Origin of the sequence: Pseudomonas glycinae (genome assembly GCF_001594225.2) — a bacterium.
Taxonomy (GTDB): Bacteria; Pseudomonadota; Gammaproteobacteria; order Pseudomonadales; family Pseudomonadaceae; genus Aquipseudomonas; species Aquipseudomonas glycinae.
The window spans coordinates 3,771,895-3,796,477 of record NZ_CP014205.2; the positions used below are offsets into that span (position 1 = coordinate 3,771,895).

Annotated in this window: 25 protein-coding genes and 1 riboswitch; of the genes, 17 read left to right on the forward strand and 8 right to left on the reverse strand. The window is 61.0% G+C overall.

Annotation, left to right across the window (positions count from 1 at the left end; genetic code table 11):
* Positions 1-4 precede the first annotated feature (4 nt).
* A complete protein-coding gene (locus tag AWU82_RS17185) occupies positions 5-241 on the reverse strand; it encodes a hypothetical protein (RefSeq protein WP_011333123.1) in 237 nt (78 codons plus the stop codon).
* A gap of 158 nt (positions 242-399) precedes the next feature.
* Here AWU82_RS17185 and AWU82_RS17190 point away from each other — a divergent pair, with 158 nt between their 5' ends.
* The 4 genes from AWU82_RS17190 (at position 400) to AWU82_RS17205 (ending at position 4,108) form a co-directional block, all read left to right on the forward strand.
* Complete coding sequence (locus AWU82_RS17190) at positions 400-876, forward strand: PaaI family thioesterase (RefSeq protein WP_064378659.1); 477 nt, start codon at positions 400-402, stop codon at positions 874-876.
* Positions 873-1,325 (forward strand): PaaI family thioesterase, encoded by a 453-nt coding sequence (locus tag AWU82_RS17195; RefSeq protein WP_011333125.1) that lies wholly within the window; start codon positions 873-875, stop codon positions 1,323-1,325. The genes AWU82_RS17190 and AWU82_RS17195 overlap by 4 nt, the downstream gene beginning before the upstream one ends.
* Before the next feature lie 81 nt (positions 1,326-1,406).
* Complete coding sequence (gene htpG, locus AWU82_RS17200; protein ID WP_064384026.1) at positions 1,407-3,311, forward strand: molecular chaperone HtpG; 1,905 nt, start codon at positions 1,407-1,409, stop codon at positions 3,309-3,311.
* Positions 3,312-3,379: 68 nt separating this feature from the next.
* On the forward strand, positions 3,380-4,108 hold the full coding sequence (locus AWU82_RS17205; protein WP_064378660.1) for a dienelactone hydrolase family protein: 729 nt from the start codon (positions 3,380-3,382) through the stop codon (positions 4,106-4,108).
* Between the two features lie 41 nt (positions 4,109-4,149).
* Here the strand turns inward: AWU82_RS17205 and AWU82_RS17210 are convergent, their stop codons facing one another.
* Both AWU82_RS17210 and AWU82_RS17215 read right to left on the reverse strand, forming a co-directional pair.
* Complete coding sequence (locus AWU82_RS17210) at positions 4,150-5,040, reverse strand: pirin family protein (RefSeq protein WP_064378661.1); 891 nt, start codon at positions 5,038-5,040, stop codon at positions 4,150-4,152.
* Between the two features lie 61 nt (positions 5,041-5,101).
* Positions 5,102-5,518 carry an OsmC family protein gene (locus AWU82_RS17215; protein WP_007959010.1) on the reverse strand — a complete coding sequence of 139 codons (417 nt, stop codon included), beginning with the start codon at positions 5,516-5,518 and terminating at the stop codon, positions 5,102-5,104.
* 147 nt (positions 5,519-5,665) lie between these two features.
* On the opposite strand from AWU82_RS17215, the gene AWU82_RS17220 reads away from it, so the two are divergent.
* Complete coding sequence (locus tag AWU82_RS17220) at positions 5,666-6,703, forward strand: amidohydrolase family protein (protein ID WP_371915548.1); 1,038 nt, start codon at positions 5,666-5,668, stop codon at positions 6,701-6,703.
* A 130-nt stretch (positions 6,704-6,833) separates the two neighbouring features.
* Entirely contained in the window at positions 6,834-8,459 is a 1,626-nt protein-coding gene (locus AWU82_RS17225) for a methyl-accepting chemotaxis protein (protein ID WP_064378663.1), read from the forward strand.
* A gap of 53 nt (positions 8,460-8,512) precedes the next feature.
* On the opposite strand, the gene AWU82_RS17230 is transcribed toward AWU82_RS17225, so the two are convergent.
* From AWU82_RS17230 to purM, 3 genes are read right to left on the reverse strand one after another with little or no spacing between them, the layout of a single operon-like run.
* Entirely contained in the window at positions 8,513-9,226 is a 714-nt protein-coding gene (locus tag AWU82_RS17230; protein ID WP_007950391.1) for a DUF3108 domain-containing protein, read from the reverse strand.
* An 8-nt stretch (positions 9,227-9,234) separates the two neighbouring features.
* The gene (purN, locus tag AWU82_RS17235; RefSeq protein WP_064378664.1) at positions 9,235-9,885 is read right to left on the reverse strand and encodes a phosphoribosylglycinamide formyltransferase; all 651 of its coding nucleotides are present in this window, start codon (positions 9,883-9,885) and stop codon (positions 9,235-9,237) included.
* Positions 9,885-10,943, reverse strand: coding sequence for a phosphoribosylformylglycinamidine cyclo-ligase (gene purM, locus AWU82_RS17240; RefSeq protein WP_007950393.1), 1,059 nt, complete (start codon positions 10,941-10,943; stop codon positions 9,885-9,887). The genes purN and purM overlap by 1 nt, the downstream gene beginning before the upstream one ends.
* Before the next feature lie 374 nt (positions 10,944-11,317).
* On the opposite strand from purM, the gene AWU82_RS17245 reads away from it, so the two are divergent.
* The 5 genes from AWU82_RS17245 (at position 11,318) to AWU82_RS17265 (ending at position 15,973) form a co-directional block, all read left to right on the forward strand.
* Entirely contained in the window at positions 11,318-12,358 is a 1,041-nt protein-coding gene (locus AWU82_RS17245; RefSeq protein WP_064378665.1) for a DUF2066 domain-containing protein, read from the forward strand.
* A gap of 35 nt (positions 12,359-12,393) precedes the next feature.
* The gene (locus AWU82_RS17250; protein WP_064378666.1) at positions 12,394-13,467 is read left to right on the forward strand and encodes an AI-2E family transporter; all 1,074 of its coding nucleotides are present in this window, start codon (positions 12,394-12,396) and stop codon (positions 13,465-13,467) included.
* A gap of 210 nt (positions 13,468-13,677) precedes the next feature.
* Positions 13,678-14,382, forward strand: coding sequence for a DnaA regulatory inactivator Hda (hda, locus tag AWU82_RS17255; protein ID WP_007950396.1), 705 nt, complete (start codon positions 13,678-13,680; stop codon positions 14,380-14,382).
* Between the two features lie 214 nt (positions 14,383-14,596).
* A complete protein-coding gene (locus AWU82_RS17260) occupies positions 14,597-15,217 on the forward strand; it encodes a C40 family peptidase (RefSeq protein WP_007950397.1) in 621 nt (206 codons plus the stop codon).
* Between the two features lie 219 nt (positions 15,218-15,436).
* Complete coding sequence (locus AWU82_RS17265; protein ID WP_011333136.1) at positions 15,437-15,973, forward strand: C40 family peptidase; 537 nt, start codon at positions 15,437-15,439, stop codon at positions 15,971-15,973.
* A gap of 65 nt (positions 15,974-16,038) precedes the next feature.
* On the opposite strand, the gene AWU82_RS17270 is transcribed toward AWU82_RS17265, so the two are convergent.
* On the reverse strand, positions 16,039-17,352 hold the full coding sequence (locus AWU82_RS17270; protein WP_064378667.1) for a PQQ-dependent sugar dehydrogenase: 1,314 nt from the start codon (positions 17,350-17,352) through the stop codon (positions 16,039-16,041).
* Positions 17,353-17,417: 65 nt separating this feature from the next.
* Positions 17,418-18,002, reverse strand: a complete 585-nt coding sequence (locus tag AWU82_RS17275; RefSeq protein ID WP_064378668.1) for a hypothetical protein — start codon at positions 18,000-18,002, stop codon at positions 17,418-17,420.
* Between the two features lie 166 nt (positions 18,003-18,168).
* Positions 18,169-18,394: riboswitch (cobalamin riboswitch) on the forward strand.
* An 81-nt stretch (positions 18,395-18,475) separates the two neighbouring features.
* Here AWU82_RS17275 and cobO point away from each other — a divergent pair.
* The 6 genes from cobO to AWU82_RS17305 are packed head-to-tail and all read left to right on the forward strand — an operon-like array spanning position 18,476 to position 24,535.
* Positions 18,476-19,087 carry a cob(I)yrinic acid a,c-diamide adenosyltransferase gene (gene cobO, locus AWU82_RS17280; RefSeq protein ID WP_064378669.1) on the forward strand — a complete coding sequence of 204 codons (612 nt, stop codon included), beginning with the start codon at positions 18,476-18,478 and terminating at the stop codon, positions 19,085-19,087.
* Positions 19,084-20,484, forward strand: a complete 1,401-nt coding sequence (locus AWU82_RS17285; RefSeq protein ID WP_064378670.1) for a cobyrinic acid a,c-diamide synthase CobB — start codon at positions 19,084-19,086, stop codon at positions 20,482-20,484. Before cobO ends, AWU82_RS17285 begins: the two co-directional genes overlap by 4 nt.
* The gene (gene bluB, locus AWU82_RS17290) at positions 20,481-21,131 is read left to right on the forward strand and encodes a 5,6-dimethylbenzimidazole synthase (RefSeq protein ID WP_064378671.1); all 651 of its coding nucleotides are present in this window, start codon (positions 20,481-20,483) and stop codon (positions 21,129-21,131) included. The genes AWU82_RS17285 and bluB overlap by 4 nt, the downstream gene beginning before the upstream one ends.
* Positions 21,128-22,036, forward strand: a complete 909-nt coding sequence (gene cbiB, locus AWU82_RS17295; RefSeq protein ID WP_064378672.1) for an adenosylcobinamide-phosphate synthase CbiB — start codon at positions 21,128-21,130, stop codon at positions 22,034-22,036. Before bluB ends, cbiB begins: the two co-directional genes overlap by 4 nt.
* Entirely contained in the window at positions 22,029-23,036 is a 1,008-nt protein-coding gene (cobD, locus tag AWU82_RS17300) for a threonine-phosphate decarboxylase CobD (RefSeq protein ID WP_064378673.1), read from the forward strand. Before cbiB ends, cobD begins: the two co-directional genes overlap by 8 nt.
* Positions 23,033-24,535, forward strand: a complete 1,503-nt coding sequence (locus AWU82_RS17305; protein WP_064378674.1) for a cobyric acid synthase — start codon at positions 23,033-23,035, stop codon at positions 24,533-24,535. The genes cobD and AWU82_RS17305 overlap by 4 nt, the downstream gene beginning before the upstream one ends.
* Positions 24,536-24,583: the final 48 nt, after the last annotated feature.

The window sequence follows — 24,583 nt, forward strand, 5'->3', positions numbered from 1 at the left end:
CGGCTTATTGCTTCTTGGCAGCTTCTTCTTGCGCTGCAGCGTTCGATTCGGCCTGATCTTTGGCGGCTTCGGCATTTTCTTTCGCCGCGTCGTTCACTTTATCCTGAGCTTCGTTCATTTTCTGCTGAGCTTGTTCAGCATGTTGGTTGGCATCTTGAGCTTTGTCCTCGGATTTTTTATCGCAGGCAGCGAGACCGAGGGAAGCGGTCAACATCAAGGCAATAGCTAAAGTCTTACGCATGGGGTGTTTCTCCTTATGGAAAATAACTACTGGCCTTAAGAACTCGCGCCCAAGGGTTAAGTTCCTCATTTGTTTCAGATATATAAGTTTGTTTTGCAATGGAACTTTTGCTGTTCTTTCCACTACCGGGAACAGCGACTAACAAGAGTAATTATCAAATGGCCGAAAACCCCGTTTTTGAGCGTGCGACACGGTTTCTCTCGGCCCTGCGTCACTGTCAGGTACTGGGATTGAAAGTGCACAGCGCCAGCCACGAAGGCCTGACGGTGGTGCTGCCGTACAGTGTGCAGATCGTCGGCAACCCGCTGACCGGCGTGGTCCACGGCGGGGCGATCACTTCGCTGATGGACACTGCATGCGGCATGTCGACCCTGTGCGTGCTGCCGGAATTCGAAGTCTGCCCGACCCTCGATCTGCGCATCGACTACATGCACGCCGCCGAGCCACATAAAGACGTGTTTGGCTTCGCCCAATGTTATCGAGTCACCACCGATGTGATCTTCGCTCGCGGCTTTGCCTATCAGGATGATCCCGAGCAGCCGATTGCCCATGTCGTCGGCACCTTCATGCGCATGGGCAAAGGCCTTAAAGGCACGAAAGGCTTTGGTGGCGCGATCAAGGGAGAAAGCCCATGAGCGACGATTTCAAGCAGCAACTGCAAGAGGCACACGCAAAGGGTGACTATGCGCCGCTGCTGAAGCTGATTCCCTATGCCGGGCTGATTGGTGTCGAGTGTTCGCGGGTCGGTGATGACTTGCTGTTCAAACTGCCCGCGAACAAGGACAACATTGGTAACCCTTTATTGCCGGCGATTCATGGCGGGGTGATTGCCGGGTTCATGGAACTGTCCGCCGCTCTGCACCTGCTGATTTTCACCGGTGCGCCCGGTGTGCCGAAGATTATCGATTTCTCCCTCGATTACCTGCGGGCCGGGCAATTTCGCGACACCTGGGCCCGGTGTCAGGTCTGCCGCCAGGGCCGGCGGGTGGCCAACGTCGCGGTCACGGCCTGGCAAAGCACCGAAAGTGAACCGATCGCGACCGCCCGCGCGCATTTCAAAATCGATGAGCCCTTGAAATCCTGAAGCACGCCCCCAACTCACAGAACAACCCGCCGCCGACCGGCAAGGTCGCGGCCAATGCCATCTGATTGGAGTTTGATGACCATGAGTGTGGAAACTCAAAAGGAAACCCTGGGCTTCCAGACCGAGGTGAAGCAACTGCTGCACCTCATGATCCATTCGCTGTATTCCAACAAGGAAATCTTCCTTCGCGAATTGATCTCGAACGCCTCTGACGCCGTCGACAAATTGCGCTTCGAAGCCCTGGCAAAGCCTGAGTTGCTCGAAGGTGGCGATGAACTGAAAATCCGTGTGAGCTTCGACAAGGACGCCAAGACCGTCACCCTCGAAGACAACGGCATCGGCATGAACCGTGACGATGTGATCACCCACCTGGGTACCATCGCCAAATCCGGCACCGCCGATTTCATGAAAAACCTGTCCGGCGATCAGAAAAAGGATTCGCACCTGATCGGTCAGTTCGGCGTGGGTTTCTACTCGGCCTTTATCGTTGCTGACAAAGTTGACGTGTACAGCCGTCGCGCCGGCACCGCCGCCAGCGAAGGCGTGCACTGGTCGTCGAAAGGCGAGGGCGAATTCGAAGTCGCCACCATCGACAAACCGGACCGCGGCACCCGCATCGTCCTGCACCTGAAATCCGGCGAAGACGAGTTTGCCGATGGCTGGCGCCTGCGCAACATCATCAAGAAGTACTCCGACCACATCGCGCTGCCGATCGAGCTGCCGAAAGAAGTGGCCGCGGCCGAAGGTGAAGAGAAGCCTGAAGTTGAATGGGAAACCGTCAACCGCGCCAGCGCCCTGTGGACCCGTCCTCGCACCGAAGTGAAGGACGAGGAATATCAGGAGTTCTACAAACACATCGCCCACGACTTCGAAAACCCGCTGTCGTGGAGTCACAACAAGGTTGAAGGCAAGCTCGAGTACAGCTCGCTGCTGTATGTGCCGGCCCGCGCACCGTTCGATCTGTACCAGCGTGAAGCGCCGAAAGGCCTGAAGCTGTACGTGCAGCGCGTGTTCGTGATGGATCAGGCCGAGTCCTTCCTGCCGCTGTACCTGCGCTTCATCAAGGGCGTGGTCGACTCCAACGACCTGTCGCTGAACGTGTCGCGGGAAATCCTGCAGAAAGACCCGATCATCGACTCGATGAAGTCGGCGCTGACCAAGCGTGTTCTGGACATGCTGGAAAAACTGGCGAAGAACGAGCCTGAGCAATACAAGGGCTTCTGGAAAAACTTCGGTCAGGTCATGAAAGAAGGCCCGGCAGAAGATTTCGCCAACAAGGAAAAAATTGCCGGTCTGCTGCGTTTCGCATCGACCAACGGCACCGATGGCGAGCAGATCGTCGGTCTGGCCGAGTACCTGGCGCGCGCCAAGGAAGGTCAGGACAAGATCTACTACCTCACCGGCGAAACCTACGCGCAGGTCAAGAACAGCCCGCACCTGGAAGTCTTCCGCAAGAAAGGCATCGAAGTGCTGCTGCTGACCGACCGTATCGACGAGTGGCTGATGAGCTACCTCAGTGATTTCGACGGCAAGGGCTTTGTTGACGTGGCACGCGGTGACCTGGACCTGGGCAGTCTGGACTCGGAAGAGGACAAGAAGGCCGCAGAGGAAGTCGCCAAGTCGAAAGAAGGTCTGGTCGAGCGTCTGAAAACCGCACTGGGCGATTCCGTTGCCGAAGTCCGGGTTTCCCATCGCCTGACCGATTCGCCGGCCATCCTGGCGATTGGCGAGCAGGACCTGGGTCTGCAAATGCGTCAGATCCTTGAAGCCAGTGGGCAGAAGGTGCCGGATTCGAAGCCGATCTTCGAATTCAACCCGAGCCACCCGCTGATCGAGAAGCTCGACAACGAGGCCAGCGTAGATCGCTTCAGCGACCTGTCGCACATCCTCTTCGACCAGGCTGCCCTGGCGGCGGGCGACAGCTTGAAAGACCCGGCCGCTTACGTGAGCCGTCTGAACAAGCTGCTGGTTGAGCTGTCGGCCTGATCAAGCTGTAGAAAAACCCGCTTCGGCGGGTTTTTTCATTCTGGAATTCAACCAATCTGGAGTCAGAAATGAGCCAAGTCACTGTACGTTCCGTGGTCTATCAGATTGACGGCCAGCCTTATGAAGGTCGCCTGGCATTTGACGCCGAGCACAAGGGCGCGCGTCCGGGCCTGCTGATGGCGCCGAACTGGATGGGTGTCAGCGCTGGCGCTGAAGAGATCGCCAAATCGGTGGCGGCCAAGGGTTATGTGGTGCTGATCGCTGACGTATACGGCCAGGCCGTGCGTCCGCAGGACGCTGATGAGGCCGGTGCGGCGATGATGCCACTGAAGAATGATCGTGCGCTGCTGCGCAAGCGTATGCAGGCCGCATTCGAACAATTGCAGAAGCAGGGCGAAGCGTCGGTCGATACCTCGAAACTGGCGGTGTTCGGTTTCTGCTTCGGCGGCTGCTGTGCGCTGGATCTGGCTCGCACCGGTGCCTCGGTGAAAGCGGCGGTGTCGTTCCACGGCACCCTGGATTCGCCGAATCCGGCGGACGCCAAGAACATCAAGGGCTCGGTGCTGGTGCTGCACGGCGCTTCCGATCCGCTGGTGCCGAAAGAGCAGTTGCCGGCATTCGAAGACGAGATGAACGGTGCTGGTGTGGACTGGCAGTTGCTGAGCTACGGCGGCGCGGTGCACTCGTTCACCGATCCGCACGCCAATGTGCCGGGCAAGATGATGTACGACGCGAAGACCGCAGCGCGTGCGTTCAAGTCGATGCATGATTTGCTGGAAGAAGTGTTCAAGGGCTGAATCGGCTGACACACTCCCACGCCTGGCGTGGGAGTGTTGCTTTACAGCGGTGTCGGCTCGCTGCGCGATTTAGGCAGCTCGATCCGCTCGACTTCCCCCGGCACCGTCGGCCAGTCCCCGGCCGCCCACTTGCGCCGCGCCTCATCGATCGCCGCCGGATCGCTCGCGACAAAATTCCAGTTGATCCGCCGTGGACCGTCCAGTGGCGCACCGCCGAACAGCACCGCGTGGCTGTCGCTTTCGGCGAACAGGCTCATCTCTTCCCCGGTCGGCAACACCACCAGTGCATGGGGTTCGACCGCTTCGCCATTGAGCTGCACATCACCACTCAACACGTACAGCGCCCGCTCTTCATGCTCGGTCGGGATCAGCAGTGTGGTCGCGGTTTGCATCTTCAATTCGGCATACAGCGTAGGAGAAAGCACCGGCACCGGCGATTCCAGGCAAAAGCCTGACCCGGCGATCATGCGGATCTGTACACCGAGGTTATCGCTGACCGGCAAGGTCGAGGCCGGGTGGTGGCTGTAATGCCCCGGGCCTTGTTCGTGATCCTTGGGCGAGGCGAGCCAGATTTGCAGGCCGTGCATCTTGAAGCATTGTTCCCACAGCGGTTCGGGCGTGCGCTCGACGTGAGCGATCGCCGTGCCGGCGGTCATCCAGCTGACATCGCCGGCGCTGACCACCTGATCCGAACCCAGGCTGTCCTTGTGCTGGATCTGCCCGTCGAACAAATACGTAAGGGTCGACAGACCGATGTGCGGGTGCTGTCGGATGTTCATGCCTTTGCCCGCCGGATAAACCGTTTCGAGCATGTGATCGAAAAACACGAAAGGCCCGACGCTGCGGCATTTGGCTGACGGCAGCGGGCGCAAGATCGGCTGGCCTTCGACGTCTTCGGTGCGCGGGCGGATGATCAGGGGTTGGGTGTCCATGGTCCATTCCAGGCTGGGCGGGTGATGCGTGGAGCATAACCCGCCGGTGTCGTCGGGGTGATTACTGGCTGTCGAAGCCGACGGGTGCGTGGGTTTCGATGGTGACTTCGCTGGTGGTCATCAGCTTGTGGATCGGGCAGCGGTCGGCAACACGCAGCAGTTCTTCGCGCTGGGCATCGGTGAGCACGCCCTTCAGGGTAAGGGTCACGTGCAAGGCGTACTTGCCTTTCTGTTCCTGGCTGTTGTCGCGTTTGACCTCAACGCCGACGCCGGTCAGCGGGATGTCCTTTTTCTTCGCGTACAGCTTCAGGGTCAGAGCCTTGCAGGCACCCAGGGCGGCGTCGAAGTAATCGTGCGGCTCGGGAGCCGAGCCTTCACCGCCGGCAGTCGTCGGGACATCGGCAAACAGCTCATGCTCATCGATCTGAACGGTGTGGCGAAAACCCTCGGCGGACACGGTATTGACGGTAACGGTCATGTGAACCTCGCAAGCAGTAGGAAAAGGGATTCGATCAAAAAAGACCTTGCAGGTATAGAGCATTTCCCACACAGGCGCGTTCCACTTTCTTGCCGGGTGAACCCTCGTTGCCCGGCGAGGGTCTAGGCTATGCCTGTCTGCCGGAGAATGCTTGTGTCCGTGTTTCGTTTGAGTCTTGCCGTCCTGATGGTTTTCACCGGCGCCGCCAGCGCCCGGGAATACACCTACAGTGACGCGCACCTGCATTACGTGGATTTTTTCCAGGAAACTGCCGGCATGCCGAAATTGCTCACGGCCATGAAGGAAAACTCCATTGAGCATGTGATGATTTCCGGCATTCCCGTGGCGAAGAAATGGCACGAAGACGAGCCGAAGCGCCCGCGTTATTACGCTGGCGATGATGCCGATGCCTATTGGTACAGCGCGACGGACGTGATCGTCGCCGACGCGGTGCAGAAGCTCACGCCGGAGCAGCGCCAGTCCTTTCACCCGTTTCTTTCAGGCTTCAACCCCAACGACAAGAACTCCGCCGCGCACATCCAGCGCATGCTCGATCTGTATCCCGGCTTGTGGCAGGGTATCGGCGAGGTCTTCACCCGTCATGACGATCTCACGGCACTCACCTCCGGCGACACGCCACGCGCCAATAATGAAGCCATGACCCGCATCTATCACCTGGCCGCCGAAAACGATCTGCCGGTGATGCTGCATTCCAACATCACCTCTAAGCGTGAGAAGAATCCGCTGTACCTGAAGGAAATCGAAGAGCCGCTGCGTAATCATCCGCACACCCGGTTCATTTGGGCCCATGCCGGCACCAGTGCCGAGATCCATCGTCATCAGACAAAGCTGGATTTTCTGCTGCCGACCCTGACGCGAATGCTGGAGACATACCCGAACCTGTTCATTGATCTGTCGTGGAGCCTGCTGACGCCTTATCTGCTGGATGAAAAGGAACAGCCGCGAGCGGAGTGGGTGCAACTGGTGGAGCGCTATCCGGATCGCTTCATGATTGGTTCGGACGTGGTCGGGCGATTCAACAAACTCGGTAAGGAAATTCATAGCTTCAAGCCGTTTCTCGACGCCTTGCCTGAGGCAGTCGCGAAAAAAGTCGCACGGGACAACTTCCTGGCGATCTTGCCGCGAACAGCGCTCAAGTCCGGTCAACCTGCGCTGAATCGTTAATGCCGACGGTTCGTAGGATCAAGGCCTTTTGATATCGCGTTTTGGTCTTACGCATTTTTTAAAAGGGCCGATACCTTCTAGAGCAACCAGCTGCAGGGTTGATGCAGCGCTTTTGGAAGGAACCAGAGCAATGAGTATCCGTAGTCTCAATATTGCGCCCCGGGCCGGGCTGGGTTTTGGCGTGCTGGCGCTGATGGTGTTTGCCCTTGGGGCGTTTGCCCTGCTGCAGATGTCGAACATGCGCGCGCAATCCGACGAGGTCGACAACAACTGGTTGCCCAGCGTGATGGCGGTGGGCGAGATGAGCCAGGACATGCTGCGCCTGCGCGCGTTGACCATGCGCCTGTTGCTCAATCGCGATCCGCAGGCGCTGGATCAGAACGTGGCCAAGCTCAATGATTTGCGCGGTGTGCTGAGTGAAGCCCAGCAACGTTACGACAGCCTGATCGCATTGCCTGAAGAGCGCGCGCTGTTCGACCGCTTCAAGGTCGCCGAACACAAGTATCTGGAGTTTCAAGCGCAGGTGATGACCTTGTCTGCTCAGGGACGAGTGGAAGAGGCGGCCGCCATTCTCAATGGGCAGATGAGCCCGCTGGCGGATGAAATTGCAGTGACCCTGCGTGAACTGGTCGAGTTGAACAAGCACAACGCCAATCTGGCCACTGAGGCCGCACGTTTGGTGTTCACTAACTCGCGGGTGTGGGTCGGGGTGATGATCGGCATCACCGCGCTGATTACCATCGCCCTGGCGTTGTTGCTGACCCGCAGCATCGTGCTGCCGCTGTCGCAATCACTCAGTGTTGCGGAAGTGGTGGCCGGTGGCGACCTGACCGGGGATATCAGCATTTCCGGCAAGGACGAACCGGCGCGGCTGCTGCATGCGCTCAAGAGCATGCAGCACAACCTGCGCGACACTATCCGCCAGATCTCGGAGTCCTCCAGTCAACTGGCCTCGGCTTCGGAAGAATTGAGCTGTGTTACCGAAGACGCCACGCGGGGGCTGCACCAGCAGAGTCTGGAAATTGAACAGGCGGCCACGGCGGTCAATCAGATGACCGCTGCCGTGGAAGAGGTGGCGAGCAATGCCGTCGCGACTTCCGAGGCCTCTCGTGAATCAGATCGAATTGCCCAGCATGGTCGCGAGCAGGTCCAGCAAACCGTGTCGTCCATCGAGCTGCTGGCGGACGATGTCACGGCGAATGCCACGCAGGTGGAAGATCTGGCGCAGAAGGTCTACAGCATCAGCAAGGTGCTGGATGTGATCCGCTCGATTGCCGAGCAGACTAATTTGCTGGCGTTGAACGCGGCGATCGAGGCCGCGCGGGCGGGGGATGCCGGACGGGGTTTTGCGGTGGTGGCGGACGAAGTGCGGGCGCTGGCCCATCGCACTCAGCAGTCGACCCAGGAAATCGAGCAGATGATCGGCGGCATCCAGCAGGGCACCGATTCGGCGGTCAGCTCGATGCAGCAGAGCAACGTTCGGGCGCGCTCGACGCTGGAGCTGGCGAAGGCCGCCGGCGTTGCGCTGGAGGAAATCGCTTCGGCATTCACCTTGATCAACGAGCGCAATCTGGTGATCGCCAGTGCGTCGGAGGAGCAGGCGGCCGTGGCGCGGGAGGTTGACCGCAATCTGATGAATATCCGTGACCTGGCGATGCAGACGTCTGCAGGGGCCAATCAGACCAGCGCCGCGAGTCAGGAGTTGTCGCGGCTGGCGGTGGACCTGAACAGCATGGTCGCCAAGTTCTCGGTCTGATCAGCGTTCGACAGGCGAAAAAAAGCCCCGCATTTGCGGGGCTTTTCGTTGAATCAGCTGCCTTTGACCGTCTTGCCGTTGACCGTGCCGTCGAGGAGCATGATGTTGTACTCCTTGCCGTCGGTTTCGACCTGTTGCAGGCGAACCAGCAGGTAATCCCAGTCCTTGGCGAACCACAGGACGGTGATGCGCTTGCTTTGTGTCGGATCGCGAACGCGCTCGACCTTGATCGCATCGATCTGGCCAGCCTTGGTTTCGACTTTCTCCGAACCCAGCACGCGGAAGTCGTAGGTATCGACTTCGCCATCATCGACCACCTGATAGCTCATGCTTTTCTTGCCGGCGGCCACGTCATGCTGCAGCGCCAGTTGATAGGTGGATTTGTCGACCATACCGCGGTTGAGCGGGATTTTCACCGCGTCGCCGCGGTCGGTGCCGGTCACCAGCTTGTTGGCCCAGTCGAAGTCCAGGTCAGCCTTTTTCGCCTTGCCCAGACCACCGCGTTCAAAGTGGTAGGACTGTGGCAGCAGGGTGTCCTTGTCCAGGGTCAGGGTGCTTTCCTCGGACAGGCTGGCAATCATCATCGAGGCCTTGAAGCTGAGCTTCCAGACGCCGTTGGCCTGTTTGGTCAGGCTGCGCTCGGCGGTGCCGCTCATGGGCAGCTGTTTCCAGTCGGCGGTGTAGCTGGCGGAGAACGGTTGAAGGTCTGCCGCCTGGGCAAAAGGCAGGGCGAGCAGAGCGCAAGCGAAGAGCAGGGCGCGACGCATAATATCTCCTAGTTTCGAATCAAGTGACCGCTGGCCGGCAATGGCTGGCCATCCAGTAAAGCACCTTGCTCGCCGAGGCTCAGCCGTCCTTCGGCGAACCAGCGTACGGCCATCGGGTAGATCAGGTGTTCCTGAGCGTGAACCCGCTGCGCCAGACTTTGCGGCGAATCGTGCAACTCTACCGGTATTACTGCCTGTACGACCAGTGGTCCGCCATCGAGTTCCTCGGTGACGAAGTGCACGGAACAGCCGTGTTCGGCGTCGCCGGCCTCCAGCGCGCGCTGATGAGTGTGTAACCCTTTGTATTTGGGGAGCAGCGACGGGTGGATGTTGAGCAGGCGACCCTGGTAGTGACGGACGAAGTCAGCGCTGAGAATGCGCATGAAGCCGGCCAGTACCACGAGTTTGGGGTTGAATTCGTCAATCAGTTCGATCAGAGCGGTATCGAAGGCCTCGCGGCCCTCGAATCCCTTGTGATCCAGCGATCGGGTGGCGATACCCGCGTCACTGGCGCGTTGCAGGCCGTAGGCGTCGGCGCGGTTGGAAATCACCGCAGCGATGCGGACCGGGCTGTCGCCGGTCCGCGTGCTGTCGATCAGGGCCTGCAAGTTACTGCCGGTGCCGGACAACAGCACCACGACATCACAGGTCTGGGACATCAGTGAGCCTTGAGGTTCTTCAGTTCGACCTGGGCCGCGCCTTCGGCAGCGACAGCGATCTGACCGATGACCCAAGGCTGCTCGCCGGCGTCACGCAGGGTGTTCAGGGCAACTTCAACGTGCTCCTGAGCCACGCAGATCACCATGCCCACGCCGCAGTTCAGCACGCGGTGCATTTCGGTTTCGTCGACGTTGCCTTTCTCTTGCAGCCAGTCGAAGACGGCCGGACGGTTCCAGCTGGCCACGTCAACCACGGCCTGAGCGCCTTTTGGCAGAACGCGCGGGATGTTGTCGAGCAAGCCGCCACCGGTGATGTGGGCCATGGCCTTGACCGCGCCGGTGTCCTTGATCAGCTTGAGCAGCGGCTTCACGTAGATGCGGGTCGGGGCCATCAGCAGTTCGGTCAGCGGCTTGCCGTCGAGCTGAACGGTTTCGATGTCGGCACCGGACACTTCGATGATCTTGCGGATCAGCGAGTAGCCGTTGGAGTGCGGACCGGACGATGGCAGGGCGATCAGGGCGTCACCAGTGGCGACTTTCGAGCCGTCGATGATTTCGGCTTTTTCCACGACGCCGACGCAGAAACCGGCCAGGTCGTAGTCTTCGCCTTCGTACATGCCAGGCATTTCAGCGGTTTCGCCGCCGACCAGCGAGCAGCCAGCCAGTTCGCAGCCTGCACCGATACCGGTAACCACGGTGGCAGCTACGTCGACGTTCAGCTTGCCGGTGGCGTAGTAGTCGAGGAAAAACAGCGGCTCGGCGCCGCACACCACCAGATCGTTGACGCACATGGCGACCAGGTCCTGGCCGATGCTGTCGTGCTTGTTCAGGTTCAGCGCCAGGCGCAGTTTGGTGCCGACGCCGTCAGTACCGGAAACCAGTACCGGCTGTTTGTAACCGGCCGGGATCTCGCAGAGGGCGCCGAAACCGCCCAGGCCGCCCATGACTTCCGGGCGCGCAGTGCGCTTGGCGACGCTCTTGATGCGTTCGACCAATGCTTCACCGGCGTCGATGTCTACACCGGCGTCCTTGTAGCTCAGGGAGGGTTGCTTGCTCATGATCCAGGCCTTTAGGGGAGGGGATTCAGGGGTAACGACCGAGTTCAGCGGGAACGCCGAATCCGACAGGGGCGATTGCCTCACGCGAAGTTCGGGGTGCCCGGCTGTTGCCGGTCTGCGAAGGCGCGCGATTTTATCAGGCTTGAGGGGCAGCGGCCATCCTCACGCCGACGGGCAGGGGCATATCGGTGGAAAAATTTTGCAATTGACGCTGTGGGCGACATCGCGGGTGCCTGTATAAGGAACCGTCTATCGTTAGGACTGTGCAAAAACTTACCGACCGCGTGTGAATGTTTTGCGACGGCCTGTGGTCACAGGCTTGCAGAACGGTACACGCGGCCTGTTCCAGCCGCTCTTGTCGACGGGAATTCTCCATGGGTTTGTGTAAATTGCTGTTAGTGGGTGGTTTGTCTCTGATCAGCCTGGCGAGTCAGGCCGAAAATCTCAAAGGTCTCTATCAGGTGCGCGAACCGGTCACTGGCCAGTCGCCAGAGGAGCGTGATCGCGCGACCCAGGCCGCACTGGATACGCTGGTGTTGCGCCTGACCGGCGACCCGAAAGCCCCGCAGAACCCGGGGCTGGCGCCGGTTCGCAAGGATCCGCAGCAGATTATCAGTCAGTTCGGTTTCGATGCCGGGCCGCCGGAAGTGCTGAAAGTCGATTTCGACCCGGGAACCACCGAACAGGCGTTGCGCCGCGCCGGGCTGGCACTGTGGGGCGCCAATCGGCCCTCGATCCTGAGCTGGTGGCTGAACGATTCGAGCGAAGGTTCGAGCCTGGTGGGCGACGGTCAGGCCAGTGCCGCGCCGTTGCGCCGTGCGGCCCAGCACCGTGGCTTGCCGTTGCGCCTGCCGTTGGCGGACTTGAGCGAGCAATTGGTCGCAACGGCACCGGCGCTTGAAGGCGCCGACCCGGCGCCATTGCGCGATGCCTCTGAACGCTACAACGCCGATGCCTTGCTCGCCGTGCATGCCCGCGAAGAAGGCGGACAATGGCAGGCTAAATGGCAACTGTGGCTGGGCGATAAAAAAGAGGCGGGCAACGTGCAGGGCGCGGATCAGGCTGCCGTGACCGATGCGGTGATGCTGGCGGTCGCTGAGCGTCTGGCACCTCGCTTTGTTGCCAAGCCGGGCGCGTCCGGCCAGCAGACCCTGGAAGTCCAGGGCATGAATCTGGAGCACTACGCGGCGCTGCTGCGGTTACTCGAACCGTTTGGCGTGCGTCTGCAGAGTGTCGATGCCGATCGCATTCTGTATCGGGTCAACGGCAGTGCCGATCAGTTGCGGGCGCAATTATCGCTGGCGAAGCTGCAGGAGCTGCCGGCCGAGGCGCCGCAACCTACGGTCGCCGGGGCACCGGCAGTCGTTGCGCCGACGCCGACACCGGTGGCGCCGTCCTTGCGGTTCCGTTGGTAGGTTTTCTTTCTTATATATAAGCAATGGAGTGTTACATGGCCGATACGCGGCGTTGGTTCTGGCTCGGTGGGGTGCTCCTGCTTTGCGCGTTTGTCTGGTTGCTGCATCCGATCCTCACGCCGTTTCTGGTGGCGCTGCTGCTCGCGTACCTGTTCGATCCGCTCGTTGATCGTCTGGAGCGTCTGGGTTTGTCTCGTACCTGGGGTGTGATTGCGGTGTTCGCCTTGTTCACCCTGATCGTCACTGCGCTGTTGCTGGTGCTGGTGCCGATGCTCGCCAAGCAATTGCTGCGGCTCTATGAACTGGCGCCGCAAATGCTCGACTGGTTGCAACACACCGCTGTGCCATGGGCGCAATCGAAGCTGGGTCTGTCGGACGGTTTCTGGAAGTTCGACAAGGTCAAGGCCGCCATCAGCGAGCACATGGGCCAGACCACCGACATCGTCGGTGTGGTGCTGAGTCAGGCGACGGCCTCGAGCCTGGCGCTGATCGGCTGGTTGGCGAATCTGGTGCTGATCCCGGTGGTGAGCTTTTACCTGCTGCGCGACTGGGACGTGATGATGGCCAAGATCCGCGGCCTGTTGCCCCGTGATCGCGAAGAGCGGGTGGTGGCGCTGGCGGGTGAATGCCATGAAGTGCTGGGCGCGTTCGTGCGCGGGCAATTGCTGGTAATGCTGGCGCTGGGCGTGATCTATGCGGCCGGTCTGATGATTGTCGGCCTGGAGCTGGGCCTGTTGATCGGTCTGATTGCAGGGCTGGCGGCGATCGTTCCGTACATGGGGTTCGTGATCGGTATTGGTGCCGCGCTGATTGCCGGGTTATTCCAGTTCGGTGGCGATCTGTATCCGATGATCGGAATCGTCGCGGTGTTCATGGTCGGTCAGGCGCTGGAAGGTATGGTGCTGACGCCTTTGCTGGTGGGGGACCGGATCGGTCTGCATCCGGTGGCGGTGATCTTCGCGATTCTGGCCGGTGGCGAGCTGTTCGGTTTTACCGGTGTGCTACTGGCATTGCCGGTGGCGGCGGTGATCATGGTGCTGGTGCGGCATGTCCACGATCTGTACAAGGATTCCGAGATTTATAGCGGGGTGGATGAGCCGGAGTTGTAATCGTGAAGCGCGGGCCGTCCGGTGGATCACCGGGTTGGCCCGTCTCCTGCAGGCCATGGCGCCAAAGAAACTGTCATAAAACCAGCACGTTAACGCAAACCTTTGATTTTGCTTGGGGTCTGTCGCATTGTGCGCTCCGCTTCACGGGTATAAACTTCGCTCACTTTACACAGAGGCCACTAACGGTTCCTTGGGAACTGTTCAGTCAGCATGAAACCGATTCAGCTGCCCCTAGGTGTGCGTCTGCGTGACGACGCCACCTTCATCAACTACTACCCAGGCGCCAATGCCGCTGCACTCGGCTATGTCGAGCGTCTATGCGAAGCCGACGCCGGCTGGACCGAAAGCCTGATCTATCTGTGGGGCAAGCACGGGGTAGGGCGTACGCATCTGTTGCAGGCCGCGTGCCTGCGCTTCGAACAGATGGGTGAACCGGCGGTGTACCTGCCGCTGGCCGAGTTGATGGATCGCGGCATCGAAATTCTCGACAACCTCGAACAGTACGAACTGGTCTGTCTGGACGACTTGCAGGTGATTGCCGGCAAGGCGGACTGGGAAGAGGCGATGTTTCATCTGTTCAACCGTCTGCGTGACAGCGGTCGACGTCTGCTGATCGCGGCATCCACTTCACCGCGTGAGCTGCCGATCAAACTCGCCGACCTGAAATCGCGCCTGACCCTGGCGCTGATCTTCCAGATGCGTCCTCTCTCCGACGAAGACAAATTGCGTGCCTTGCAATTGCGCGCATCCCGTCGTGGTCTGCATCTGACCGACGAAGTCGGGCATTTTATTTTGACTCGCGGTACCCGCAGCATGAGCGCGCTTTTCGATCTGCTGGAGCAGCTCGATCAGGCCTCTTTGCAGGCTCAGCGCAAGCTGACCATTCCCTTCCTGAAAGAAACCCTGGGCTGGTAAAATCGGGGCTTTCAGCCGGTTTTGGCATATTTCAGGCGCCAGAAAACACGCTTTCCTGTGGGTTGCACAGGCCGCGTCTCGATTCAAATAGGCTTAAGCGCTTAGATGTTAACGAGAAACCGGGAAGTCACAAAAAGATCGATTGAATTTGCAAATGAGGCTGATAGCGGGCATAGTCTCGGCTTCTTTACAACTATCAGCCACGGTCGTGCCCATGCTAAAGCGCTTCGCACCCCTCGTGCCTCTCGCACTCGTCACCCTGTTGTTCGGTTGCGCTGCTCATTCACCTGTTAATCAAGAGCAGCAACAACAGGCTAAAAATTCTGCCACCGCCCAGTCTTCCGTTATTTATCAGGAAGAGCTGGACACCGAAAAAGAACTCGCCGACTTCAACGGCAAGAAGCCTTACCAGCTTCCGGTTCTGGCTGACAGCATCCTCGAACGCGGCATGTCCCTGATCGGTACCCGTTACCGTTTCGGCGGTACCTCTGAAGCCGGTTTCGATTGCAGCGGTTTCATCGGCTACCTGTTCCGCGAAGAAGCCGGCATGAACCTGCCGCGCTCCACCCGCGAAATGATCAACGTTGATGCGCCGCTGGTTTCGCGCAGCAATCTCGAGCCGGGCGACCTGCTGTTCTTCGCTACCAACGGTCGTCGCGGTCGTGTAAGCCACGCCGGGATCTACCTGGGCGACAACCAGTTCATCCATTCCAGCTCTCGCCGCAGCGGCGGTGTTCGCATCGACAGCCTGGGCGACAGCTACTGGAGCAAGACTTTCATCGAAGCCAAACGCGCTTTGGCGAACGCTCCAACCGTGGTTACCGCTCGCAAGTAATCACTCGATTGTCGCTACGCTCGTGGCGACAAAGCGGCCCTTCTGAGGCAATAGACCTAAACTTTACAAGGTGAAGTTAAAGTCTTACTTGAAGTTTGCCGCGTAGCCGCTAGAATCCTGATCTATATTGATGGCAAACCGCCTGCGTCCCAACGCAGGCGGTTTTGTTTTCTGTCGAATAGGCAGTCAAAGCCTCAGCCAGATCAGGATGTTCTGCAAATGACGATGTCGGCCCGCTTTGCCCTGATGTTCTTCGCAGCGCTGCTCAGCGCCTGCGCCAGCCGCACTCCGCCGCCCGCGCCGGTGGTTCGCGCTCCGATCGTGTTCGGATCCTCCCAAGCCTTTTCGCCCGCTGCCGAAGACGTGCTGTTTCGCGCGCTCGGGCTGGTGGGCACGCCTTATCGTTGGGGCGGTAATACGCCGGATTCGGGCTTCGATTGCAGCGGTCTGATCGGCTTTGTCTACCGCGATGCCGCAGGGATCAGCCTGCCGCGCTCGACCCGCGAGATGATCGTCATGCAGGCGCCGAACGTCGGCAAGGAAGGCTTGCAAACCGGCGACCTGATCTTCTTCGCCACCAACGGCGGCTCTCAGGTCAGCCATGCGGGGATCTATGTCGGGGAAGGGCGCTTCGTTCACGCGCCGGCCACTGGCGGCACGGTGAAGCTGGACAGCCTGTCGAAAGCCTATTGGCAGAAAGCCTATCTGAGCGCCAAGCGCGTTCTGCAGCCAGAGCATCTGGCGCATAACCCGTAGTCCAGATACATAAAAACCCGTGGGAGCTGAATGGCTCCCACGGGTTTTTTTATGCCTGCAACACGCTAGCGGGTCGCTGACACCCGCCACACCTTGTTCCCCACATCATCGGCTACCAGCAATCCACCTTGCTGGTCGATCACCACGCCGACCGGGCGACCCAAAGCGTTCTCGTCCTTGTCGAGGAAACCGGTCAGCACGTCCACTGGCGTTCCGCTCGGCTTGCCGGCGGCAAACGGCACAAAGATCACCTTGTAACCGCTATGCGGTTTGCGGTTCCACGAGCCGTGCTGGCCGATGAATGCGCCTTCCTTGAACTGTGCCGGCAGGCGGTTGCCCTCGGCGAAGGTCAGGCCCAGTGATGCGGTGTGCGGGCCGACGGCGTAGTCCGGAGCGATGGCCTTGGCCACCATGTCCGGGCGCTGTGGTTCCACGCGCACATCGATGTGTTGGCCGTAGTAGCTGAACGGCCAGCCATAGAAGGCACCGTCCTTGACCGAAGTGATGTAGTCCGGCACCAGATCGCTGCCTATTTCGTCGCGCTCGTTCACGGCGGTCCACAGTGCGCCGGTTTGCGGCTCCCAGGCCAAGCCATTGGGGTTGCGGATGCCCGAGGCGAAGATCCGGTGATTGCCGGTGGCGCGGTCCACCTCCCAGATCGCCGCGCGGCCTTCTTCCTGATCGAGACCGTTTTCGCCGACGTTGCTGTTCGAGCCAACGGTGACGTACAGCTTACTGCCGTCTTTGCTGGCGATGACGTTCTTGGTCCAGTGATGATTGAGCGTGCCGCCCGGCAGATCCACGACCTTGATCGGCTGGCTCTTGATTTCGGTCGCGCCGGGCTCGTAGTTAAAGCGCAGCAGGCGATCGGTATCGGCCACGTACAGATCATTGCCGACCAGGGTCATGCCGAACGGCGAGTTGAGGTTCTGCAGGAACACCGTGCGGGTTTCGGCCATGCCGTCATGATCGGCATCGCGTAGCAGGGTGATGCGGTTCGGACTGGGCACGCCGGCACCGGCACGCCCCATGACTTTTTTCATCACCCAGCCACGAATGCCCTTGCTGTCGTCCGGTTTTGGCGGGGCGTTGGTTTCTGCCACGAGTACATCGCCGTTTGGCAGTACGTAAAGCCAGCGCGGATGATCGAGATTTTCGGCGAAAGCCGCCACCTGAGTGCCTGCCGCTGCCGTCGGCTTCGCGCCGGCCGGCCAGCCAATGGCCGGGGCGATGTTCACCGTCGGGATCAGGGTCTTGTTCGGTTCGGGCAGTTTGGGTGACGGACCGGTGCCGTCGGAGACTTGCAGGCTGGAGGATTCACCACAGGCGGCGAGCCCTCCGGCGATCATGATGACGAAAACGAACTGGGGCTTGCGCATTGCTGATCTTCCCTATGAATGCATTCCTAATCATAGAGAAGCGCACAAGCCCGATGGTTCAACCCTCAGCCGCGGGCTTCCTTGAACAGCACGGCAATGCCGGGATGATAGTTGCCGGCTTCGCTGCGCAATTTGCGGTAGGCGTAGGGGAAGTACCAAGCGACGGCGCAGGTGTGTTCCTTTTGCAGGTCGTCGACCATGTCCTGCAACTCTTCCGGGCTGGCGCTGTGCTGGGCTTTTTGCGGGGCGACGAACAGGCAGCCGAGTTTCAGGTCGCTGGCGTAGCTGATGCGCTTGGCGTCGCTGGTGATATCCGCCAGGGCCTGGGTCAGATTCAGGCTGGTGACGCGCGGCCAGCGTTGAGTCGCCTGAATGTAGGCACGATCCTCGGCGCCAGCAATAAACAAATCGGCGCGGGCGTTGCGCTCGCCTTCTTCATTCTGTTTGCGGGTGGCAGTGTCGCGCAGGGTGACCAGTTCGGCCATCCATGCAGCGGCCGACAGCAGGCCGAGGTTGGCTTTTTCGTCGTGCCAATAAGGTGTGTCATTGTCGCCGCGCACGGCGTTGTAGCGGTCGATACAGTCAAACCAGCGTTCCAGCACCGGGCGCAGGAATTCCAGCCGCGGATTGCTGATGATCATGCCTTGCATGGTGCTCTCCCTTATTATTGTGATGTGCTCTCTGCAGTCAAAAAGCATGGCTCTTTGATATCACTCATGGCAGTGTGGCACAAGATTGGCGTCAGTTAATTGATCGACGGCAGTTATTCACCGCACAAGCCCCTCTTCAATTGACGCTCCACCCCCAACCCTCTAACCTTCTCGGCTTGTTTCAGGTGCTCTGTGGCGCATGTCGACAGAGTGAAACAGGGAAGCCGGTGAGGCGGGTCTTCGAGCGAAGAACCCTCACGATCCCGGCGCTGCCCCCGCAACGGTAAATGAGTAAAAGCTGCGCCTGATGCCACTGCTTAACAGCGGGAAGGCGCGCAGCCAGGCACCAGCCGCTCATGAGCCCGGAGACCGGCCTGATCCATCCAGCGGCATCACGGTGGGCGATGCCAGGCTTGTTGCCGTCTATTCTTGTGCCTGCCCGCCGTTATCCAGCCTCAACGGAGAGCTCCCCCATGACTGATTCCCCCGAGCGCGACGAGCGCCACCTGGCGCGCATGCAGCGCAAAAAAGCCGTGATCGACGAGCGCATCGCCAATTCGCCAGACGAGTGCGGCTTGGTGCTGGTGCTGACCGGCAATGGCAAAGGCAAAAGCAGCTCGGCGTTCGGCATGCTCGCCCGCGCCATGGGCCACGGCATGCAGTGCGGCGTGGTGCAGTTCATCAAGGGGCGCAACAGCACCGGTGAAGAGCTGTTCTTCCGTCGCTTCCCCGAGCAGGTACGTTTTCATGTGATGGGCGAGGGCTTCACCTGGGAAACCCAGGACCGCCAGCGCGACATCGCCGCCGCCGAAGCGGCCTGGGAAGTCTCCCGCGAGCTGCTGCGCGATCCGTCGATCGGTCTGGTGGTGCTCGATGAACTGAACATCGCCCTCAAGCATGGTTACCTCGATCTGGATCAGGTACTCAGCGATCTGCAGGCCCGTCCGCCGATGCAGCACGTGATCGTCACCGGCCGCGCTGCCAAGCCGGAAATGCTTGAGATGGGCGACACCGTCACCGAAATGGGCATGATCAAGCACGCCTTCCAGGCTGGCATCAAAGCGCAGAAAGGCGTCGAACTTTGAATCAACCACGTCACTGCCCGGCGGTACTGATCGCCGCGCCGGCTTCCGGTCAGGGCAAGACCACCGTCACCGCTGCGCTGGCCCGTCTGCATCGCAATCAGGGGCGCAAGGTCCGCGTATTCAAGTGCGGCCCGGACTTTCTCGACCCGATGATCCTCGAGCGCGCCAGCGGTGCGCCGGTCTATCAACTGGACATGTGGATGGTCGGCGAGCAGGAAAGTCGTCGCCTGTTGTGGGAAGCCGCCGCCGAAGCCGATCTGATCCTGATCGAAGGCGTGATGGGTTTGTTTGACGGTACGCCGTCGAGCGCCGATCTGGCGCGGCATTTCGGTGTGCCGGTGCTCGGCGTGATCGACGGCACCGCGATGGCCCAGACCTTCGGTGCACTGGCCCTGGGCCTGGCGCGTTATCAGCCGGATCTGCCGTTCGCCGGCGTGCTGGCCAACCGTGTCGGCACCGTGCGTCATGCGCAGTTGCTGGAAGGTAGCCTCACTGAAGGCCTGCGCTGGTACGGCGCGTTGTCCCGGGAAACCGGGATCGAACTGCCGAGCCGCCATCTCGGTCTGGTGCAGGCCAGCGAACTGAATGACCTCGATGTGCGCCTCGACGCCGCCGCCGAAGCGCTGGCCGGCACTTGCGAGGTAGCGCTGCCACCGGCCGTAGAGTTCGCCGCGCCTGAAATCGTCAAGACCGAAAAGCTGCTCGAAGGCGTGCGAATTGCCGTCGCCCGCGACGAAGCTTTCGCCTTTACCTACGGCGCCAGTCTTGATCTGTTGCGGGCGATGGGCGCCGAGTTGAGTTTCTTCTCGCCGATCCGCGATACGCAATTGCCAGTAGCTGACAGCTTGTATCTGCCGGGCGGTTATCCGGAATTGCACCACGTTGCCTTGTCGCAGAACGCCGACATGCTCAAAGCGATCCGCGCGCATCATGCGGCCGGCAAACCGCTGCTTGCCGAATGTGGCGGCATGCTCTACCTGCTCGACTCGTTGACTGATGTCGAAGGCACCCGCGCTGAGCTTGTCGGCCTGTTGAGTGGCGACGCCGTGATGCAAAAGCGCCTCGCCGCGCTGGCGCTGCAAGAGGTCGACCTGCCGGAAGGCCTGTTGCGCGGCCACACCTATCACCATTCCCTGACCACCACCGAACTGACGCCGATTGCCCGTGGCCACAGCCCCAACGGTGGGCGCGGCGCAGAAGCGGTGTACCGGCAAGGGCGGATGACGGCCTCGTACGTGCATTTCTATTTCCCGTCGAATCCTGCAGCTATCGCAACGTTATTTGCGCCGGACCATAAGGCTCCCATCGCTGGCAAGCCAGCTCCCACAGTGGGCGGTGTGATGTCTGAAGAAACGCAATCCCTTGCGGGAGCTGGCTTGCCAGCGATGGGGCCATGACCGACAACGCCTTCACTGACGCCGAGCGCGAAGCGGTCTACCGCGCCATCGCCGAACGCCGCGACATGCGCCACTTCAGCGGTGGCAAGGTCGAGCCTGAACTGCTGCGCCGCTTGCTTGAGGCCGCGCATCAGGCACCGAGTGTCGGCCTGATGCAGCCGTGGCGCTTCATCCGTATCAGCGACCGCGCGTTGCGTGGCCAGATCCAGAACCTGGTTGAAGAAGAACGCGTGCGCACTGCCGAAGCCCTCGGCGAGCGCAGCGACGAGTTCATGAAGCTCAAGGTCGAAGGCATCAACGACTGCGCCGAAGTGTTGGTCGCGGCGTTGATGGACGATCGCGAGCGGCATATTTTCGGCCGTCGCACGCTGCCGGAAATGGACATGGCCTCATTGTCCTGCGCGATCCAGAACCTGTGGCTCGCCGCGCGTGCCGAAGGCCTGGGCATGGGCTGGGTATCGCTGTTCGATCCGCAGGCGCTGGCCGATCTGCTTAAACTGCCGGCCGGGGCCAAGCCGCTGGCGGTGCTTTGCCTGGGGCCGGTCAAGGCATTCTATCCGGCGCCGATGCTGGTACTCGAAGGGTGGGCGCAGGCGCGTCCGCTGAATGAGCTGCTGTATGAAAATTTTTGGGGAGTGAGTCAATGAGTGTGGCGTTGTTGAGTGTCGCCGCGGTTGCGCTGGATGCGCTGCTGGGTGAACCGAAACGCTGGCATCCGCTGGTGGCGTTCGGCAATTTCGCCGGGCGTATCGAGCAACGTTTCAATAGCGCTGGTCGTGGCTGGCGCAGCCATGGTGTCACCGCGTGGGTGATCGCGGTGCTGCCGCTGACCCTGCTGGCCACGGCGTTTTCCTGGGCGCCTTACGTGGGCTGGGTCGTCGAGATTCTTGCGCTGTATTGCGCCCTCGGCATGCGCAGCCTGGGTGAGCACGTCGAGCCGGTGGCCAAGGCCTTGCGCGCCGATGATCTGGAAGAGGCGCGCAAGCGTGTGGGTTATCTGGTCAGCCGTCAGACCGATGAGCTGGACAGCACCGCCGTCGCCCGCGCCGCCACCGAGTCGGTGCTGGAAAACGGCAGCGATGCGGTGTTCGCCGCGCTGTTCTGGTTTGCCGTGGCCGGTGCGCCGGGCGTGGTGCTCTATCGCCTGAGCAACACGCTCGACGCGATGTGGGGCTATCGCAACGAGCGCTTCGAGCGTTTTGGCTGGGCAGCGGCAAAAATCGACGACGTCCTCAACTACATTCCTGCGCGGCTGGTGGCGTTGACCTACGCCTTGCTCGGCAAAACCCGACTGGCGTTGAAATGCTGGCGCACCCAGGCGCCGAAATGGGACAGCCCGAACGCCGGCCCGGTGATGGCCGCCGGCGCGGGTGCCTTGGGCGTCGAGCTGGGCGGCCCGGCGATTTACCACGGCGAGCTGCACGAGCGTCCGCAACTGGGCGAGGGCGCGCCGGCGGATGCCGATTCCATTGATCGCGGCTGGCAATTGGTCCAGCGCGGGGTATGGTTATGGCTGCTGATTCTCTGCGTGGGGGCTGAATTCTATGCTTGAACACGGTGGCCGGTTGCGCAGGGCGGCGCTCGAATACGGCATCGCGGAAGAAGACTGGCTCGACCTGTCTACGGGCCTGGCGCCGTGGCCGTTTCCGGTCCCGGAGATCCCGCTGCGGGCGTGGGCGCGTTTGCCGGAAAACGATGACGGCCTGGAGCAGGCGGCCTGCGATTACTACGGTGCCAGCCAGGTGCTGCCGGTGGCCGGTTCGCAGATGGCCATCCAGTTGCTGCCGCGATTGCGCCGGGCCGGCAAGGTCGGCGTGCTGTCGCCGTGTTACGCCGAGCATGCCGAAGCCTGGCGGCGCAGTGGTTATGTCGTGCGTGAAGTGCTGGAGCAGGAAGTCGACTTCTTTCTCGACAGCCTCGACGTGCTGGTGGTGGTCAATCCGAACAATCCAACAGGCCTGAACCTGACCCCGGCGCGCCTGCTCGACTGGCACGCACGGCTGGCCCAGCGCGGCGGCTGGCTGGTGGTCGACGAAGCGTTCATGGACAACACGCCGCAGTTGAGCCTGGCCCCGCATGCGCATCAAGTGGGTTTGATCGTACTGCGCTCGTTCGGCAAGTTTTTCGGTCTGGCCGGTGTGCGGCTGGGGTTCGTGCTGGCCGAGCGCAAGTTGCTCAGGTTGCTGGCCGAACAGGTCGGCCCTTGGGCGGTCAGCGGACCGACCCGCGTGCTGGGTCAGGCCTGTTTGCGCGACACCGAAGGCCACACGCGTCAGCGGATTCGCAGCGACGAGGCCAGCGAACGGCTGGCTGCGCTGCTTGAGCGCCATGGCTTCAAACCGCAGGGCGGCTGCGCGCTGTTTCAGTGGCTGATCACCGAACAAGCCGCCGCGCTGCACGAATTCATGGCCCGACGCGGCATTCTTCTGCGTCTGTTCGCGCACAACAGCAGCCTGCGATTCGGGCTGCCCGCCGATGCCGCCGACGAGGCGCGCCTTGAGCAAGCCCTGCAAGCATTCGCCCAGCATTGCTCCATGGAAAAACCAGCATGACCACATTAATGGTGCAGGGCACCACCTCCGACGCCGGCAAAAGCACGCTGGTGACGGCGCTCTGCCGTTGGGCCACCCGTCAGGGCGTTGCGGTGGTGCCATTCAAACCGCAGAACATGGCGCTCAACAGCGCGGTGACGGCCGACGGCGGCGAAATCGGCCGCGCGCAAGCGGTGCAGGCCCAAGCGGCGTTCCTCGAACCGCACACCGACATGAACCCAGTGCTGCTCAAGCCCAACAGCGACACTGGCGCCCAGGTGATCATCCACGGGCGCGCGGTCACCAGCATGAACGCCGTCGCCTATCACGACTACAAAGCCATCGCCATGCAGGCCGTGCTCGCTTCCCACGAACGTTTGAGTGCCGCCTATCCGCTGGTGATGGTCGAAGGCGCGGGTTCGCCGGCCGAGATCAATCTGCGCGCCGGCGACATCGCCAACATGGGCTTCGCCGAAGCGGTGGATTGTCCGGTGCTGCTGATCGCCGACATCAACCGTGGCGGGGTGTTTGCCCATCTGGTGGGCACGCTGGAATTGCTGTCGCCGAGCGAACAGGCGCGGGTCAAAGGCTTCATCATCAACCGCTTTCGTGGCGACATCGCCTTGCTGCAACCGGGCCTCGACTGGCTGGAACAGCGCACCGGCAAACCGGTGGTGGGCGTGCTGCCGTACGTGATGGACCTGCATCTGGAGGCCGAGGACGGCATCGATCAGCGCCAGACCGACAAGGCTGAGCAAGTCCTGAAAGTGGTGGTGCCGGTGCTGCCGCGCATCAGCAACCACACCGATTTCGATCCACTGCGCCTGCATCCGCAGGTGGATCTGCAATTCATCGGGCCGGGGCAGGCGATTCCGCCGGCCGATCTGATCATTCTCCCAGGCTCGAAAAGCGTGCGCAGTGACCTGGCGTACCTGCGCGCCAATGGCTGGGAATCGGCTATCCGCCGTCACCTGCGTTACGGCGGCAAATTGCTGGGGATCTGCGGCGGTCTGCAAATGCTCGGCGAGCAGGTGCACGATCCGCTGGGTCTTGAAGGCGCGCCGGGTTCCAGCGCCGGTCTGGGTTTGTTGGCGTTTGAAACGCAGCTCGAAGCCGAAAAGCAATTGCGCAATGTGCGCGGGCGTCTGGCGCTGGAAGATGCTGAGGTCAGCGGCTACGAAATTCATGCCGGCGTGACCACGGGAGCGGCGCTGGAAAATGCTGCCGTGCATCTGGACGACGGCCGTTGCGACGGCGCGCAAAGTCTCGACGGGCAGATTTTCGGCACCTACCTGCATGGCCTGTTCGAATCGCCGGCGGCCAGTGCCGCGCTGTTGCGCTGGGCCGGTTTGAACGATGTGCAGGAGGTGGATTACCACGGCCTGCGCGAACGCGATATCGAGCGGCTGGCGGATCTGGTGGAGAAGCACCTCGATACCGATCTGTTGTGTGAGCTCTGTGGCATCCAGGCTGGATGTGATGGCCTCTTCGCGGGCAAGCCCGCTCCCACAGGTTGCTGAGGTGTACTCAAATGCCATGTTTGGCCTAAATCCATTGTGGGAGCGGGC